The 15060-nt window shown below is 69.0% G+C and carries 16 protein-coding genes; 4 read left to right on the forward strand and 12 right to left on the reverse strand.

The window, feature by feature from the left end; translation table 11 throughout:
• Positions 1 to 9: 9 nt before the first annotated feature.
• From G528_RS0111360 to G528_RS0111380, 5 genes are all read right to left on the reverse strand, one after another.
• Positions 10 to 1098 (reverse strand): LmeA family phospholipid-binding protein, encoded by a 1089-nt coding sequence (locus G528_RS0111360; protein WP_026919072.1) that lies wholly within the window; start codon positions 1096 to 1098, stop codon positions 10 to 12.
• Positions 1095 to 1916 (reverse strand): carbon-nitrogen hydrolase family protein, encoded by an 822-nt coding sequence (locus tag G528_RS0111365; RefSeq protein ID WP_026919073.1) that lies wholly within the window; start codon positions 1914 to 1916, stop codon positions 1095 to 1097. The genes G528_RS0111360 and G528_RS0111365 overlap by 4 nt, the downstream gene beginning before the upstream one ends.
• 75 nt (positions 1917 to 1991) lie before the next feature.
• Complete coding sequence (locus G528_RS0111370) at positions 1992 to 2843, reverse strand: hypothetical protein (RefSeq protein WP_051198717.1); 852 nt, start codon at positions 2841 to 2843, stop codon at positions 1992 to 1994.
• A 101-nt stretch (positions 2844 to 2944) separates the two neighbouring features.
• On the reverse strand, positions 2945 to 3457 hold the full coding sequence (locus G528_RS0111375; protein ID WP_026919075.1) for a DUF2505 domain-containing protein: 513 nt from the start codon (positions 3455 to 3457) through the stop codon (positions 2945 to 2947).
• Positions 3458 to 3479: 22 nt separating this feature from the next.
• A complete protein-coding gene (locus G528_RS0111380) occupies positions 3480 to 3968 on the reverse strand; it encodes a DUF2505 domain-containing protein (RefSeq protein ID WP_026919076.1) in 489 nt (162 codons plus the stop codon).
• A 24-nt stretch (positions 3969 to 3992) separates the two neighbouring features.
• On the opposite strand from G528_RS0111380, the gene G528_RS0111385 reads away from it, so the two are divergent.
• Positions 3993 to 5087, forward strand: a complete 1095-nt coding sequence (locus tag G528_RS0111385; RefSeq protein ID WP_245569749.1) for a UDP-N-acetylmuramate dehydrogenase — start codon at positions 3993 to 3995, stop codon at positions 5085 to 5087.
• Here the strand turns inward: G528_RS0111385 and G528_RS0111390 are convergent.
• The 5 genes from G528_RS0111390 to G528_RS0111410 all read right to left on the reverse strand — a co-directional run bounded on the left by G528_RS0111390 (position 5065) and on the right by G528_RS0111410 (position 9086).
• On the reverse strand, positions 5065 to 6159 hold the full coding sequence (locus tag G528_RS0111390; protein ID WP_084638167.1) for an alpha/beta fold hydrolase: 1095 nt from the start codon (positions 6157 to 6159) through the stop codon (positions 5065 to 5067). The two genes, G528_RS0111385 and G528_RS0111390, sit on opposite strands and share 23 nt — an antisense overlap.
• Positions 6156 to 6974 carry a MerR family transcriptional regulator gene (locus G528_RS17305; protein ID WP_084638168.1) on the reverse strand — a complete coding sequence of 273 codons (819 nt, stop codon included), beginning with the start codon at positions 6972 to 6974 and terminating at the stop codon, positions 6156 to 6158. The genes G528_RS0111390 and G528_RS17305 overlap by 4 nt, the downstream gene beginning before the upstream one ends.
• A gap of 17 nt (positions 6975 to 6991) precedes the next feature.
• Positions 6992 to 7318, reverse strand: coding sequence for a DUF2516 family protein (locus G528_RS0111400; RefSeq protein ID WP_035719792.1), 327 nt, complete (start codon positions 7316 to 7318; stop codon positions 6992 to 6994).
• A 9-nt stretch (positions 7319 to 7327) separates the two neighbouring features.
• The gene (locus G528_RS17310) at positions 7328 to 7726 is read right to left on the reverse strand and encodes a helix-turn-helix domain-containing protein (RefSeq protein WP_084638174.1); all 399 of its coding nucleotides are present in this window, start codon (positions 7724 to 7726) and stop codon (positions 7328 to 7330) included.
• Between the two features lie 142 nt (positions 7727 to 7868).
• Positions 7869 to 9086 carry a DUF445 domain-containing protein gene (locus G528_RS0111410; protein WP_084638175.1) on the reverse strand — a complete coding sequence of 406 codons (1218 nt, stop codon included), beginning with the start codon at positions 9084 to 9086 and terminating at the stop codon, positions 7869 to 7871.
• 109 nt (positions 9087 to 9195) lie between these two features.
• Here G528_RS0111410 and G528_RS0111415 point away from each other — a divergent pair, with 109 nt between their 5' ends.
• Genes G528_RS0111415 through G528_RS0111425 form a run of 3 tightly spaced genes read left to right on the forward strand, consistent with a single transcriptional unit; the run spans position 9196 to position 11688 of the window.
• Positions 9196 to 9969 (forward strand): TetR/AcrR family transcriptional regulator, encoded by a 774-nt coding sequence (locus G528_RS0111415; RefSeq protein WP_084638169.1) that lies wholly within the window; start codon positions 9196 to 9198, stop codon positions 9967 to 9969.
• Positions 9966 to 10772, forward strand: coding sequence for an SDR family NAD(P)-dependent oxidoreductase (locus tag G528_RS0111420; RefSeq protein ID WP_026919082.1), 807 nt, complete (start codon positions 9966 to 9968; stop codon positions 10770 to 10772). Before G528_RS0111415 ends, G528_RS0111420 begins: the two co-directional genes overlap by 4 nt.
• Before the next feature lie 52 nt (positions 10773 to 10824).
• Positions 10825 to 11688 carry a polyphosphate kinase 2 family protein gene (locus G528_RS0111425; protein ID WP_026919083.1) on the forward strand — a complete coding sequence of 288 codons (864 nt, stop codon included), beginning with the start codon at positions 10825 to 10827 and terminating at the stop codon, positions 11686 to 11688.
• Between the two features lie 64 nt (positions 11689 to 11752).
• On the opposite strand, the gene G528_RS0111430 is transcribed toward G528_RS0111425, so the two are convergent.
• Both G528_RS0111430 and metE read right to left on the reverse strand, forming a co-directional pair.
• A complete protein-coding gene (locus tag G528_RS0111430) occupies positions 11753 to 12454 on the reverse strand; it encodes a hypothetical protein (protein WP_026919084.1) in 702 nt (233 codons plus the stop codon).
• Positions 12455 to 12684: 230 nt separating this feature from the next.
• Positions 12685 to 15018 carry a 5-methyltetrahydropteroyltriglutamate--homocysteine S-methyltransferase gene (metE, locus tag G528_RS0111435; protein WP_026919085.1) on the reverse strand — a complete coding sequence of 778 codons (2334 nt, stop codon included), beginning with the start codon at positions 15016 to 15018 and terminating at the stop codon, positions 12685 to 12687.
• Positions 15019 to 15060: the final 42 nt, after the last annotated feature.

Below are 15060 nucleotides of genomic sequence, written 5' to 3' on the forward strand. Positions count from 1 at the left end.
GAGCAGCGGTCAGATCGAGCAGGTGGAGGACATGTCACCCGTCGATTGGGCGGCCTCCTTCAGGTTGACGTCCGATCCGTCGAAGGCGAACGTGATGCCTTTCTGATCGATGTCGAACTTCGACACCTTGACCTGCTTGAACATCGGACCCAACGTCCCGGCCGTCACATCCTCGACGATCGGTTGGACGAAGTCGTTCGGCACCTTCACGGACCCGAGGACCGCCGCGTCGGTCACGTCGAACGAGACCGACCCGTCCTTTCCGAGCGTCGGCTTCAGGGTGACGGTCGCCGGGACCGACAGGAGGAACACCCGGACCTCCGTGTCGACGGTGATCGTCTTCGCCGACGGATTGCCCGTCACCTTCTGAATCTCCGGCCCGTCGGACTCCTGCTCCGTGGAGAGCGAGGCGATCCGATCGAACGGCAGGTACCCGTTGCCCTCGATGTGGTCGGCGCTGCCGCCGTCGGTGCTGATCCCCTCGGCCCGCGCGTGCAGCCGCATGGTGGCGGCATCGTCGTCACCGGTGGTGTCGACCTGCACCCACGGCACATCCGAACCGAACATCGTCAGCAGCATCGGACGACGCGACACGGAGACCGACGTGTCGGTGCCCGTCAGATTGTCGAACGAGCTCTGCAGGCAGTCCTCCACCTTGTTGCGGAGATACAGGTCGGTCCCGACACCCGCGATCACCAGGACCAGCACGATCGCCGTCACGATCAGCGCGATGGTCCGGCCCCGGTGCTTGGGACCGGAGCGTGCGGAGTCGCCGCCGCGTCTCATCGGCGCGTCGCGCGTCACCGGCGGGGGCGGCGGGACACCGGGCTCGTCGATCGGTGTGAACTCCGCGTCGAGGTCGAGTCGGCGCGTCGACGGCTTCTCGCCCGTCGGCGCCTGCGACCGCGCGATGCGTTCCGGGTCGATCGGCCCGGTCACCACCTCGCCGGTCGGCGCATCCCCGTCGGACCGGGCCTCACCATCGGACCGGGCTTCACCATCGGACCGGGCTTCACCATCGGCCTGGGCCTCCGCCGGACGTGCGTCGTCCCGATCGTCGTCGGTCGGCTCCGAGGGTCGCGTGGAGTCGTCGGTCATGAGTGTCGTGTCCGATCCAGGCGGCGGAACTCCCGCTCGTTGGCGAGGACCGCCAACGCCGAGCGCGCCTTGTCTGTCAGTGCCGGGTCGATGTCGTGGACGTCGGTCCGGGCCGCGGAGTCGTAGTCGGCGATCACGCTACCGAACGGATCTGAGAGGCGACTGTGCCCTATCCCCGTCGGCGCCGAGGATCCCCTGATCCCCGGATCGTCCGGCAACGCCTGTCCCACCGCGGCGACGAAACACGTCGAGTCCAGCGCGCGGGCCGTCGCGAGGGTCTGCCACTGATCGATCTTCCCGGGCCCCGCCCCCCATGAGGTCGGCACCGCGATCACCTGCGCGCCGCGGTGCGCGAGTTCGGTGAACAGCGCGGGGAAACGGATGTCGTAGCAGGTCGCCACGCCCACCGAGTGCCCGGCGATCTCGGTCACGAACGGTTCGCCGCCGGGGGCGATCGTCGCGGACTCCCGGAAGCCGAAAGCGTCGAAGAGATGGATCTTGTCGTAACCCTCCGGCGCCCGACCGGGACGCGCGACGAGAACGGTGTTGGCGATGCGGCCGTCGGGGGCGGGCGTGAACATGCCGGCGATCACCGCGATCTGCTCCTCGTCGGCCAACGCCGCGACCCGGGAGGCCCACGGCCCGTCGAGGGGTTGCGCGACCTCGCCGAGCGGGACCCCGAAACGGCACATCGTCGCCTCGGGGAAGACGACCAGGTCGGCGCCCCGGGCCGCGGCGAACCGGGTCCGGTCGACCACCGTCGCCAGGTTCTCCTCGGGGTCCGCGGTGGAACTGATCTGCGCCATCGCCAGCCGCATGGGTCCCTCCTGCTCTCGCGTCTCTCGTCACCACCGGGTGCGCCCACGACTGTAGGCGCCCACGACTGTATAGCGTCACTTGTAGACGGTGGACCCGTCCGCCGAGCGCGAGGTGCTGATCAATTTGGCGAAGCAGTGGTCCGCGTCGAGCCCGTTGCTGCGGCACCAGGCGATGGCGCTCTGCGGCGTCGGGAACCGCTGAGCGCTGACCGACACCAGCCATCCCGACTCGGAGAACACCGGCCACTGAGAACTGTCGAGCATCTTGACCTGCGGATATCGGGATCGGAAGTCGACGAACTCGGCCCAGATCGACCGGTTGTCCCAGCGTCGACCCTCGGCCTCGAGCCCCGGCCGCTTGGCACTGAGCTGCGCGGCCCACGTGTTGTTCAGATCGCCGCGCAACGCGACCGAGTCCTGGCCGATCTGCTGGGCGATCCGAGCGGCGGCCGCGTCCTCCGTGTCGGTCGGCGGCGTCGACACCGACGCCTCGGCCGCGCCTGGCGCCTCGCTCGCCCCGTCCTCGGGTTGATTCGTCCCGGGTCGGTCGGCGACCGTCGCGTCGTCGTCGGAGGACGCGAGCTTGATCGCGATCACCACGGCTGCGGCGGCGAGCGCCACGATGCAGCCGAGCGCGAGACCGATCAGGACGGCCCGCCCGGCCCCTCCACCGGACGGCGGCGGGGGCGGGGCCATCGGGGGTGGGGTCATCGGGGGTGGGGGATACGCGCCGTAGGGATACCCCGCCGGCGCCGCGGCACCGTGGTCGACGGCGTGATCGGCGGCATAGACGGCGTGCGGATCGGTGAACTGCGCGGTCCCGTTCGGGAGCTGCCGCGCAGTCGTCTCCGCGAACTGATCGACGGGTTCGCCGGACTCGGCGGATGACCCGGCGGACGACCCGGTCGACGGCCCTGTGGATGACATGGACATCAGCTTATCGGCGGCCGACGACAATCGAGCCGCTGTGGCCGAGGCGATGCGCCGATCACATCCGAACGGACGACACGCCGCCGGACCGACCCGCGTCAGCTGATGTTGTCCTCGACCCAGGTGGAGGTGAACTCTGCCTCGCCGCGAAACAGGTCGACGAGGTTGACGAGCATCAGCTGCTCCAGCTTCCCGTTGATGAAGGGCAGATACACCTTCACCTCGGTGGTCTTGCGGATGGTGCAGCCCGTCTCGGTGGGGAACAGTTCCTGCTCACCGGTCAACGATCCGGGTCCGGCGGGGATCGACGCGGTGTACGTGCCGCCGGTCGAGGTCGGATCGAAGCGGTCGTAGGTCTCGATGCGCGTGATCATCATGTCCTTGACCATCACGGTCTGCGCGATGGGCGGAAGCATGTCGCGGGTGATCGTCTGCGACAGGACCACGCGGACGCCGTCGGGGCCGGACTCGAACTCCTCGACCGAGGAGATCGGCGTCAGCTCGCGGAAACCCTCCATGAGATCCTCCCAGTACTTCCGCTGCGAGAGCGCCTGGTAGATCGTCTCCGGCGGATGGGGATACCGGGCGGAATAGCTGAGCCGTCGTGCCATGTGGAACAGCGTAACTGCAGATTCAGTCCTGTTGAAATTCGACGGTCGCGTCCCGTTCGGCGTCCAGCAGATGGCCCACCTGCTCGATCACGGCGCGCTCGATCTTGCCGCCGACGAACGGGATCGACACGTCGGCCGTCCCCGTGTAGACGGCCGCGGCCGGCTCCCCGCTGATCACGATGTCGCCGCGGATCGTGGCCGGCGCACCGGTCACCGAGGCCTCCATGGTTCCGGTGATCGCGTCGCCGGCGAGGCGGAAGACACTGGTGCGCGGGATCTGCAGATCACCCGGCCGGACGGCGGTGACCGCCGACGGCAGGTTCTCGGCGGCCACGCCCTGCACGGTGACGACCGTGACCTCACCGGCGTCGAGGGAGAACGACTCCAACGAGCCGTGGCCGGCGTTGGTCGCCTGCAGCAGATCCCGCCAGTACTGCTCGGTGCTGATGAGGTTCCAGAGCGCCGCGGCGGAGAACGGGTAGCTGACCGAATGCTCGAAGGTGCTCGACATGGCAGTCAGGTTACCGTTACTGACGTGACGGGCACACAGCACAGTTCAGGAGCATCGGGTTCCGACCGCGGTTTGGCGCGGCTGACGACACTGCGTCTCGGCGGACCGGCGCGCGCGGTGGTCGAGTGCCGCACCACCGACGACCTCCTCGGCGCCGTCGCCGACCTCGATGCACGCGGCGAACCGGTGCTGGTGATCGCCGGCGGATCCAACCTGGTGATCGGCGACGCCGGCTTCGACGGGACCGCCGTGGTGATCGCGACGACCGGCGTCGAGTACGGCGAGCAGGACGGGCGCCCGTACGTCACGGCGCTCGCCGGGACCGACTGGGACGCACTCGTCGCCGAGACCGTCGACGCCGGCTTCGGCGGCCTCGAATGCCTATCGGGGATCCCCGGCGCCGCAGGCACCACACCGGTGCAGAACGTGGGCGCCTACGGCGTCGAGGTGGCCGACATGCTGCGGTCGGTGCGCCTCGTCGACCGCCACACCGGCGAGGTCTCGTGGGTGACGCCCGACTCCCTCGCCCTCGGCTACCGGACCAGCGTCCTCAAGGGACACGACCGCCACCTGGTGGTCGCCGTGTCCTTCTGGCTCCGCCCCGACGGGACGTCGGCCCCGATCCGCTACCGCGAACTGGCTCGCGCACTGCGCACCCACGAGGGCGGCACCGCGCGGGCCGACGAGGTCCGCGATCACGTGTTGGCGTTACGCGCGGGCAAGGGCATGGTGCTCGACGCCGCCGATCACGACACGTGGAGCGCCGGATCGTTCTTCACCAACCCGATCATCGCGGAGGACGACGCCGACGCCGTCCTGGCCCGCATCGCCGACCGCGTCGGCGGCGACGTGACGATCCCCCGCTACCCGGCGACCGGCGGCGTGAAGCTCTCCGCTGGATGGCTCATCGAGCGCGCGGGATTCACCCGGGGCTTCCCCGGCGACGAAGCTCCGGCGAGGCTGTCGACCAAACACACCCTCGCCCTCACGAACCGGGGGACGGCGACCACGGCCGATCTGCTCGCTCTCGCGGGACGGGTCCGCGACGGGGTACGGGACGCATTCGGCGTGCACCTGGTGCCCGAACCCGTCCTCGTCAACTGCCGGTTGCCTCGCTGACGTCGGCGAGGACCTCGTCGAGCAGGGCGTTGAGTTCGGCTCCCCGCTCGAACGGCACCATGTGCCCGGCGCCCTCGTACCGCGTGTACGAGTGCAGGAAGCCGCGACTGCTCAGCGCACGCGCCATCTCGTCGGCGTGATCGGGCGCCGTCAGCAGATCCGCCGTCCCGACGACGACCGCGGTGGGGACGGTCACCTTGTCGAGCCCGGACAGCACGTCGAGGTGGTACATCGCCGCACCCCAGGCCGCGCGGGCCTTCGGCGAGCACGCCGAGATCATCTCGTCGCAGAAGTCGACGTGCGCCTTGCGCGCCACGGGACCGACGGCGACGTAGTGCGACAGCCGCGAGGTCAGCTCATTGCTCGGCAACGGCGTGGGCGCCGAGGTGAAGAGCCGGGCGACGAGCGGTTTGACCGGTTCGGTGATCGCCGGCAGCGACGACGGGGTCAGCTGCTGACGCTGGATCACGTCCCGCGCCGCCGTCGAGACGAGCACGATCCCGGACACTCGGTCCTCCATGCCCGCGCCGTACTGCTGCGCCCACGACATGATCGTCATGCCGCCCATGCTGTGGCCCACCAGGACCGCACGTTTACCCTCGGGCACCATCGCCTCGAGCACCGCCTGCAGATCCTGTCCCAGCATCTCGACCGTCGGCCTGGTGCGACCGAGCTCCGACAGACCGTGGCCGCGATGGTCGTAGGCCACCACGGGTCGACGACCCGCCCAGTGGTTGAGCTGGGCGTTCCAGAACGACGTGTTGCAGGTCCACCCGTGGATGAGGACGACGACCTCGTCGGAGTCGTCGAGGTCGCCGGAGGCCGTCACGTGCAGCAGCGTCCCGTCGGGCGTGCCGACCACCGAGGACCGCATCGTGTGCGAGGGCGGGGCGAGCAGCGGGTCGGGGCCGTCGTCGATCGGCTCCGGGAACTTCAGCGCGGCGCGGAGCAGCCCGCCGCCGATCAAGGCGAGTTCGGCGCCGACGACGCCGGCGACGCCCAGCGCGCCGACCGTCGTCCACCGTGCGAGGCGCTTCCACGTGCGGTGATCCCGCTGGGTGCTTCCGGTCATTCATCGGCCTCTCGTGTCGGATCGCCACCGGCGGGCTCGTCGTCCCCGGCGGTCGGATGTGCAGGGTCGGTCGGATGTGCAGGGTCGGTCGGATGTGCGGCGTCGTCGAAGTAGGCGCTCGCATCGCCGATGGCCCGGGAGATCTCGGCGTCGAGGGCGCTGCTGAACGTGGTCTCGACGATCTCGTGCGCCATCGGCCGGACCGTCTGGATCAGCTCGGCGATCTTCGCGAGCTTCGCCTCCCCCAGATTGGGCAGGTTCTCATCGAAATAGGCGTCCGTGATGATCGAGACGAAGCTGCGGGCGACGTCGGCGAGGTCGGACTCGACGCGGACCCAGCGGTCGAGGAGGACGTCGATGTCGATGCCGCCCTTCACGAGGGCCTCCGCCCCCTCGAGCACCTCCGGGTTCCGGATCGCGTAGTGCGTCCCGTCCTTGGTGAGCAGACCCAGCTTCTGGCTGAGCGTGATCGACCGCTCACTCGCCCCGAGCGTCTTCTTGAGCTCCGTGAACGTGATGGTCGCCGCCCGCTTGAAGGTCCGAAAACGGCTCCCCTTCGGGGCCCCCCGAAGGACGTGCTCCACCTTCATGCCGTAATGCGCGGCCTGCAGGAGCTCGCTGATCGTCGCGAAGGTGTACCCGCGTTCGAGCATCCGGGAGATCAGGTTGAGCCGGACGAGGTGCTCCTCGGAGTACCAGCCGGTGCGCCCGCGGATCGTCGGCGGCGGCAGCAGTCCGCGATCCTGGTAGACGCGGATGTTGCGGACACTGACTCCGGAGACCTGCGCGAGGTCGTTGATGCGATATTCGCTCACAGGATCGCGTCCCCCGCCTACCGGGTCTTCCGGAACCAGGAGCGGCCGAGGATCTCGTCGACCCGTCTCCGCACGTCGACCACGTAGACGAGCATGGCCACGACACCGATCAGGAACAGGAACCAGACGCTGAGGGCCGCGGCACCGAACAGCCAGATGAGCAGCGTCGAACCGCCCAGGAGCGCCACCCAGAACGTCTTGGACTGCGCGTCGACCGCCGTGAACGCGTCCGGCCGGGTGACGGCAGCGTGGACGAAGGCGACGAGCGAGGTCACCCCGCACGCATAGGTGATCACCAGCAGGATGGTCTGCTGCACGGTCAAGACGATGGTCTGTACGGTCACGGGTTCACCTTAGTCGCGCGGTACGGGCGCGCCGCCGCCCCCGACGGCGCCGGTCGACGCATCGCTCTCGGATGACGCGTTCTCTCGACGGAACGAGTCGTAGATCTCCAGCAGCATCTGCTTCTGCCGTTCGCTGATCTCCTCGTCGGCCAGGAGCGCGTCACGCACCGGACTCGCGGGACGCGCCTCGAGGATCCCCGCCCGCACGTACAGCACCTCCGCCGACACCCGCAGGCCCTTCGCGATCTGCGAGAGCACATCGGCCGACGGTTTCCGCAGGCCGCGCTCGATCTGCGAGAGGTACGGGTTGCTCACGCCCGCACGTTCGGCGAGCTGCCGCAGCGACACCTTGGCCGCCATCCGCTGGGAACGGATGAACTCACCGATGTCCTGCGCCGCGTTGGCCATCGCCTCGACGGTCCCGCTGTCCTGCTGGCCGTCGCGATCATGTTCGTCAGATGTCACTGATCTCTGCCCTCCCGCGGCCCAGTATTCGACACCCGCGCTAACAGGTGCAAGCGCTGCAGGTCGGACGGCCGGTTCCGGAAGGTCATCCGAAGAGAAGTTCCGAGACCGTGTAGATCGTCAGCCCCGCCAACGAGCCGACCACGGTGCCGTTGATCCGAATGAACTGCAGGTCGCGGCCCACCTGGAGTTCGATCTTCCGGCTGGTCTCCTCCGCGTCCCATCCGCGCACGGTCTCGGTGATGACCGACAGGATCTCGGCCGAGTAGTTGTCGGCGACGTGACGGGCCGCACGCACCGTCCAACCGTTCATCTTCGACTGCAACGACTGATCGTCGCGGATCCGCTCGGCGAGCTGCACGACGGCGTCGGCCAATGATGTGCGGAGGGTCGAGGACGGGTCCTCGAGCATCTGCTCGATCACGGCCCGGCCCGCCTGCCAGGCGGTCGATGCGGCGCCGGCGACCTCGTCGCGCCCGAGGAAGTCGTCCTTGAGGTTCTCGACCTTCGCGATCGTCGCGTCGTCGTGCTGCAGTTCCCACGCGAAGTCGGCGATCACGTCGTGCAGGGCGCGCCGCAGATCGTGCTGCGGATCCTCGCGGACCTTGTACGTGAACTCGGTGAGTTCCCGGTAGATCTTGTCGCCGACCAGGTGGTTGACGAACTTCGGGGTCCACGCCGGCCCGTCACGATCGACCACGCGGTCGACCAGCGGCTGGCTCTCGAGCGCCCATTCGTGCGCCCGCTCGCACAGCACCTGGATCACCGGTTCGAGTCGGTCCTCGTCGACGAGCTGCTCGAGGATCCGCCCCATCGGTGGCCCCCACACGGGTTCGGCGGCCCACCGCATGACGGCCTGGATGAACTTCTCGACGTCCTCGTCGCGCAGCATCTCGGCCCAGAGGGTGAACGCCCGCGACACCTCGTCGTTGACGCGCGAGGCGTTGGCGGGATCGGCGAGCCACGTCGAGACGCGCCGCGGCAGCGCCAGCGACCCCACGCGCTCCTCGACGACCACCGGGGTCATGAAGTTCTCCTGGACGAAGCCGCCGAGCTGATCGCCAATCTGGTCCTTCTTGCGCGGGATCAACGCGGTGTGCGGGATCGGGAGCCCGAGCGGCTGCCGGAAGAGCGCGGTCACCGCGAACCAGTCCGCGAGAGCACCGACCATCCCGGCCTCCGCCGCCGCGCGGACGTAACCGACCCAGGCCGCCACCTGCGCGCCGTCGCGGTTCTCCATCCACCGCATCGTGAAGTAGACCAGTGCCGCGGCGACCAGCAGCCCGGTCGCCACCGCCTTCATCCGCCGCAGGTCGCGGGCCCGACGCGCATCGGTGATCGGCGCCGGGGAATCCACTGAGGTTGACGACACCCGTCCAGTCTTCCCGAAGAGCTACTAGTGTTTCCAGGTGATGCCGAACCCACCGAAACCGCCGAGCGCCACGCGCGCCGCCGTCAACGCCGCCGCGACGCTCACCCGCGAGCTGGAGCAGCGGGTCCTGACACCCGCCGTGGAGGCCGTGGCCTCCGACGGCCGCAAACAGCGCTGGGAGAAGCACAAGCAGGCCCGCCGCGAAGAACTGACGAGCGGCACCGTCGACGCCGTGCGCGCACTCGGCGCCGACGCCGGCATGGACGACATCGCCGGCCACATCGGCGTCTCGAAGACGGTCCTCTACCGCTACTTCACCGACAAGAACGATCTCGCGGCGGCCGTCACGTTCTGGTACGTGGAGTCGACCGTGATGCCGCGCCTCACCGAGGCCCTGACCGCCGAGATGGACGATTTCGAGCTGGTTCGCACGGTGATCGGCGTGTACGTGCGGACGGTGTCCTCCGACCCCAACGTGTACCGCTTCACGATGGCGCGTCCCGGCGCGAGCCTGCCGGTGACCGCGGACGCCGAGAAGCTGTTCGGCGCCGCGCTCGAATCGACGTTGCGCGAACGCCTGGCGGCGCGCGGCACCTCCCCCGACGGTGCGCGGACGTGGTCGCTGGCGATGATCGGGGCGATCACGCGGGCGGTCGACGACTGGATCACCCATCCGGTGCGGCCCGCCGACGACATGGCCGAGGAGCTGACCATGCTCGTGTGGGGCGGCGTCGTCGGCGTCGTCCGCGCCGACGGCGACCCGGCGACGTTCGTCGCCGATCCGCCCCGGATCCCACCGGTCGAGTCGCCGTGACCGCGGCGGACCCGGCCCGCCGGGTGGCTCTGGTGACCGGCGGCAGCCGCGGCGTCGGTCACGGTGTGGCGGCCGCCCTGCGCGACGCCGGATGGCTCGTGTACGTCACGTCGCGGCGCGGCACCGGACCCGACGGGACGGTCGCGGTCGCGTGCGATCACACCGACGACGACGCGATCGCCGCGGTGCTGACCCGGATCCACGAGGAGACCGGTCGGCTCGATCTGCTGGTCAACAACGTCTGGGCGGCGCCCAGGGGCTTCGCCGGCTTCACCGAGAAGTTCTACGAACGGCCGGTCTCCGATTGGGACACGCTCATCACCGTCGGGCTCCGCGCCCACTACGTCGCCTCGACGCTCGCCGCGCGGATCATGGTGCCGCAGGGCTCTGGACTGATCACCTCGATCTCGTCGTTCGGGTCGCGGGGCCCGCTGCACTCGGTGCTCTACGGGATGAGCAAGACCGCGATCGACAAGATGATGTACGACATGGCGGCCGAACTCCGCGGCACCGGCGTCGCGGCGGTGTCGCTGTGGCTCGGCCTGATCCGCACCGAGCGCCTGTTGGCGAGCGGGCTGACCGAGTTCGCGGGCTTTCCGCTCGATGTGGCCGAGGACCCCGAATACGTCGGACGGGTCATCGACGCCCTCGCTCGCGACGAGGCGCTCGCCGCGTACAGCGGGCACACGCTCGTGACCGCCGAGGCCGGCGCCCGATACGGGCTGGTCAACAATGACGGTGCGACCGCACCGATCTCGCACCGCGACGCGTTCGGCGGCGGCCCGCTCTTCCCCCCGCACTGAGGCCTCTCCCCCTGAGCAGGCACCCCAGAGCAGGAACACCGAAGGAGAATCGATGGGCACGTCGCCCGAGAAGCTGTGGACACATCCGCCCGCCGAGCGGCTGCGCGCCCGTGACGCGGGGCCCGTCGCCCGGGTCGACGCCTCCGCGACTCCCGGATTCACGGGACGCAAGTCCGACGGCAAGGCACTCCTCTCCCGCTACGGCGATGAGCTGTCGCGCCTGCAGGAGATGCTGTACGCCCGGGGCCGGTCGGGCGACCGGCGATCGGTCCTGCTCGTGCTGCAGGGGATGGACACCGCGGGCAAGGGCGGCATCGTCCGGCACGTCGGCGGTCTCATGGATCCGCAGGGCGTCGCCGTCACCGGCTTCGGCCGTCCCACCGAGGAGGAGTTGGACCACGACTTCCTGTGGCGGATCCGGCGGGCCCTGCCCGCGGCCGGCCGCATCGGGATGTTCGACCGGTCCCACTATGAGGACGTTCTGCCGGTCCGAGTGCACGAGTTGGTGCCGGAGTCGGTGTGGCGGGCGCGGTACGCGCAGATCACCGATTTCGAGTCGGAGCTGGTCGCCGAGGGCACCACGATCGTCAAGGTGATGTTGGCGGTGTCGAGATCCGAGCAGCGCGATCGGCTCGCCGCTCGTCTCGAGCGGCCCGACAAGCACTGGAAGTTCGACCCGAGCGACGTCGACGAGCGCGCGTACTGGGACTCCTACATGGAGGCCTACCAGGAGGTCTTCGACCGCACCGACACCGATGCGGCGCCGTGGTTCGTGGTGCCGGCCGACCGCAAGTGGTTCGCCCGGTTGGCGGTGGCGCGTCTGCTCCTCGACACCCTCGAGGCGCTGGACCTCACCTGGCCGAAGGCCTCGTTCGACGTCGACGAGCAGCGGCGCCGGGTCGCCGAGATGCCCTGATGAGCCAGATGCCACTCGGCCCGGCACGCGATGCGTGCCGGGCCGAGTGCGCGTCGGGCGTCGGCTACTTGGCCGAGCTCTTCGCAGCAGTGCTCTTCGCAGTGGTGCTCTTCGCAGTGGTGCTCTTCGCAGCGGCCTTCTTGGCCGGGGCGGCCTTCTTGGCGGCGGGCTTGCGCGACTGAGCGGTCTTCTTCAGCTCCGCGGCGTCGGCCGAGACCTTGTCGGCGGCGGCGTCGGCGTCGGCCTTCGCCTTGGTGCCGGCCTGCTCGACGGCGACGGCGGTGTCCTCGACGCGCTCGGCGGTGCGACCGGCCAGCGCGGCGGCGCGCTCGCCGACGGCGCGGGTCTGCGTCGAGACGGCGCCCAGGGCGTCCTCGGTGAGGTCGACGGCCTCGCTGTAGACCTTCTCCACGCGAGCCAGGCTCTCCTCGACGGCCGGGGTGGAGCGCAGACGCTCGACGGCCGTCTCGCCGCGCTCGGCGAGCGAGGAGTACAGACCGGTCGCGGCCTCGATGTACGGGCCGGCGAACTTCGTCAGCTCGTCCTGCGTCAGCTTGCTGCGGAGCTCATCGATGCTGGGCAGCTCGGTGGGCAGCTCGCCGAACCAGGTGCGGGTCTCCTCGGCACGGGCCTCGGCGCGCTCACGCGAGGTCTCGACGCGGGTGCGCAGCTCGGCGAACGCGTCCTTGACTTCCTGGACGGCGACGTCGCCGGCGCCGACGACGGCGTAGACGGGGGTGGGGAAAGTACGTTCTGCGGTGCTCATGGCGTCTCCTCGGGGTGGTGTCAGATCGTTCGAGGTCATCTGCTAACACCAACGAGTATCCCGAAAAGTGCTAACAAATGCTAGCGCTACTGCAGGCATAGTGGCCGATGTCACCACCAATCGAATGGTTGCAGAAACAACGAATCCGGTGTTCACCGCGCTATTTCTCGCGATGCCCACCGGATTCGTCGTCGTCAGCCACCGAGACTTCCGCTAGCAGAAGGTTATCGTCAGCGGCCCGTCTCGTCACCGTCGGCACGATCGGCGGCCAACCGCCTCCGCTGCCGTCGAGCGGCGGCGACCATGTTGCGCAACGCAGGCTCCAGCTGCCAGTAGTGCCGCGTCTTGAGACCGCCGTCCGGGTTGGCCCACAACCGATCCGGGGCGACCGCCCTGGTCGCCAGGGTCAGCCGCTCGTCGATCGTGTCGATGTCGGGAATCACCGCACTGCGACTCTCGTAGACACCCGGTCCCACCTCGCGCTCGAGCGCGGTCCCGCGCTCCACCAACTCGGTGAGCACCCAGTCGATCGACCGCGTCGCCACGATCGACGTCACATCGGCGTCCATCTTGTTGAAGGCGTCGACGACCTTGCCGATCGACGAGTACCCGAGGTGCGTGTGAATCTGCGTCTCGGGCTTCGCCCCGCCGACGGCCAGCTTGAACGCCGAGACGGCCCAGTCCAGGTATCCCTCGCGCCCCCGCTCGCGCAGCGGCAGCAGCTCCCGGATCGACGGCTCGTCGACCTGGATGATCTTGATGCCGGCCCGCTCGAGATCGGCGACCTCGTCCCGGATCGCCAACGCGAGCTGCTCGGCCGTCTCGTACAGGGGTTGATCCTGCCGCACGAACGACCGTGCGAGCATCGTCACCGGTCCGGTCAGAATGCCCTTGACGGGCTTGTCTGTGAGCGATTGGGCATAGGTGATCCACTCGACCGTCATCGGATGGCGACGCTTGATGTCGCTGTAGAGGATCGGCGGACGCACGCAGCGTGAGCCGTACACCTGCACCCACCCCTGGTGGGTGAAGGCGTACCCGTCCATGAGCTCGGCGAAGTACTGCACCATGTCGTTGCGCTCGGCCTCACCGTGCACCAGGACGTCCAGGCCGATGTCCTCCTGGAGCTCGATGACCCGTTTGATCTCCTCGCGGAGCCGATCGGCGTACTCGTCCCACGTGAGGCGACCCTGCCCGTAGTAGTACCGGGCGCGGCGCACCTCATCGGTCTGCGGGAACGAGCCGAGCGTGCACGTCGGCACCGGAGGCAGTCCGAGAGCCGCCTGCTGCGCCACGCGCCGCTGCGCATAGGGGACCCGCTCCCGCTGGTCGGGTCGGATGTTCGCGACGCGCTGGCGAACGTCGTGCTTGAGCTTGAAGTGGACCGTCGCCGGCCGGGTGTACCAGTGTTCGGGCGCCCCCTCGGAGACGGCCTTGGCCAGGGCGACGACCTCGCCGACCTTCTGCTTGGCGAACGACAGCCGGTCGGCCACCTCGCCGGGCAGATCCGGCTCGATCAGCTTGTCGATCGGAACGTGCATCAGGGTGCACGACGTGCACACCACGATGTCCGGGATCACCTTCTTGATCTCGAGCAGGTAGTCGAGTTTGCCGCCCTTCGCGGCCTTCCACACGTTGCGGCCGTCGATGACGCCCGCATACAGGCGCTTGCGCCGCAGTCCGGCGATCTCCGAGAGCTGGCTGGCCGTCATCCGCGCCGTCACCAGATCGAGCGCGATGGCCTCCACCTTGCTCTCGGCGAGGATCGGGAGCGCCGGACCCAGATCGCCGTATTCTCCGGTCACCAGAATGCGGGGCCGGAGTCCCGCGCCACCGAGCCGCTCGTAGGCGTGCTCGAGCGCCTCGAGTTCGGCCTCGCTCCGGTCGGAGGTGAAGGCGGGCTCGTCGAGCTGAACGCACTTGGTGTTCTGCTTGGCGAGCTTCTCGAAGAGCTCGATGTAGACGTCGATCAGATCGTCGAGCCGGTCGAGCGGAGAGAATCCCTCGGGCGCATCGGGGCCGGCCTTGCTCATCAACAGCAGGCTCACCGGCCCGAGCATGATCGGGCGGAGCTCGATCCCGGCGGCCTTGGCCCGGCGATGCTCGTCGAGCAGGTCCTCGCTGAGCCACGGCACGCGATCCAGGGAGAACTCCATGTCCGGCTCGATCACCGGCTGGCGGTAGTAGTAGTTCGTGTCGAAGTACTTGATGAGCTCCAGCGGCGGGAACTCCGGCTTTCCGCGCGCCACGGCGAAGTAGAAGTCGAGCGGATCGAGCTCCTCGGCCAGCGGGGCGAACCGGCTCGGGACCGCGCCGAACATGAGCGCGTTGTCCAGAACGTGGTCGTAGTACGAGAAGGTGTTGCCCGGCACCTGCTCCAGACCGGTCGCCGCCAGTTCACGCCACGTCGACTCGGCCAGCTCTCGACCCGTGGAGACCAGCTCGTCGCGGTCGATCGCACCGTGCCAGTAGTTCTCCAGCGCGAATTTCAGTTCCCGCCTGGCCCCGATCCGGGGGTACCCCAGGATCGACGATCCATACTCGATTCCATCAGCACGTGCCATAGCTAGACCCTATCCACGATAGAAACCCGACGCGCGTCGGCT

The organism is Gordonia shandongensis DSM 45094 (assembly GCF_000423025.1).
In the GTDB taxonomy this organism is placed as follows: domain Bacteria; phylum Actinomycetota; class Actinomycetes; order Mycobacteriales; family Mycobacteriaceae; genus Gordonia; species Gordonia shandongensis.

Excerpts from the sequence above, each read along its gene's own strand:
- G528_RS0111380 (WP_026919076.1), bottom strand. The coding sequence starts at position 3,968 with ATGTCGAGCACCTTCGAGCATTCGGTCAGCTACCCGTTCTCCGCCGCG.
- G528_RS0111390 (WP_084638167.1), bottom strand. The coding sequence starts at position 6,159 with ATGACCGGAAGCACCCAGCGGGATCACCGCACGTGGAAGCGCCTCGCA.
- G528_RS0111410 (WP_084638175.1), bottom strand. The coding sequence starts at position 9,086 with ATGAAGGCGGTGGCGACCGGGCTGCTGGTCGCCGCGGCACTGGTCTAC.
- G528_RS0111375 (WP_026919075.1), bottom strand. The coding sequence starts at position 3,457 with ATGGCACGACGGCTCAGCTATTCCGCCCGGTATCCCCATCCGCCGGAG.
- G528_RS0111415 (WP_084638169.1), top strand. The coding sequence starts at position 9,196 with ATGCCGAACCCACCGAAACCGCCGAGCGCCACGCGCGCCGCCGTCAAC.
- metE (WP_026919085.1), bottom strand. The coding sequence starts at position 15,018 with ATGGCACGTGCTGATGGAATCGAGTATGGATCGTCGATCCTGGGGTAC.
- G528_RS0111370 (WP_051198717.1), bottom strand. The coding sequence starts at position 2,843 with ATGTCATCCACAGGGCCGTCGACCGGGTCGTCCGCCGGGTCATCCGCC.
- G528_RS17310 (WP_084638174.1), bottom strand. The coding sequence starts at position 7,726 with ATGGCCAACGCGGCGCAGGACATCGGTGAGTTCATCCGTTCCCAGCGG.
- G528_RS0111430 (WP_026919084.1), bottom strand. The coding sequence starts at position 12,454 with ATGAGCACCGCAGAACGTACTTTCCCCACCCCCGTCTACGCCGTCGTC.
- G528_RS0111425 (WP_026919083.1), top strand. The coding sequence starts at position 10,825 with ATGGGCACGTCGCCCGAGAAGCTGTGGACACATCCGCCCGCCGAGCGG.
- G528_RS0111365 (WP_026919073.1), bottom strand. The coding sequence starts at position 1,916 with ATGCGGCTGGCGATGGCGCAGATCAGTTCCACCGCGGACCCCGAGGAG.
- G528_RS0111360 (WP_026919072.1), bottom strand. The coding sequence starts at position 1,098 with ATGACCGACGACTCCACGCGACCCTCGGAGCCGACCGACGACGATCGG.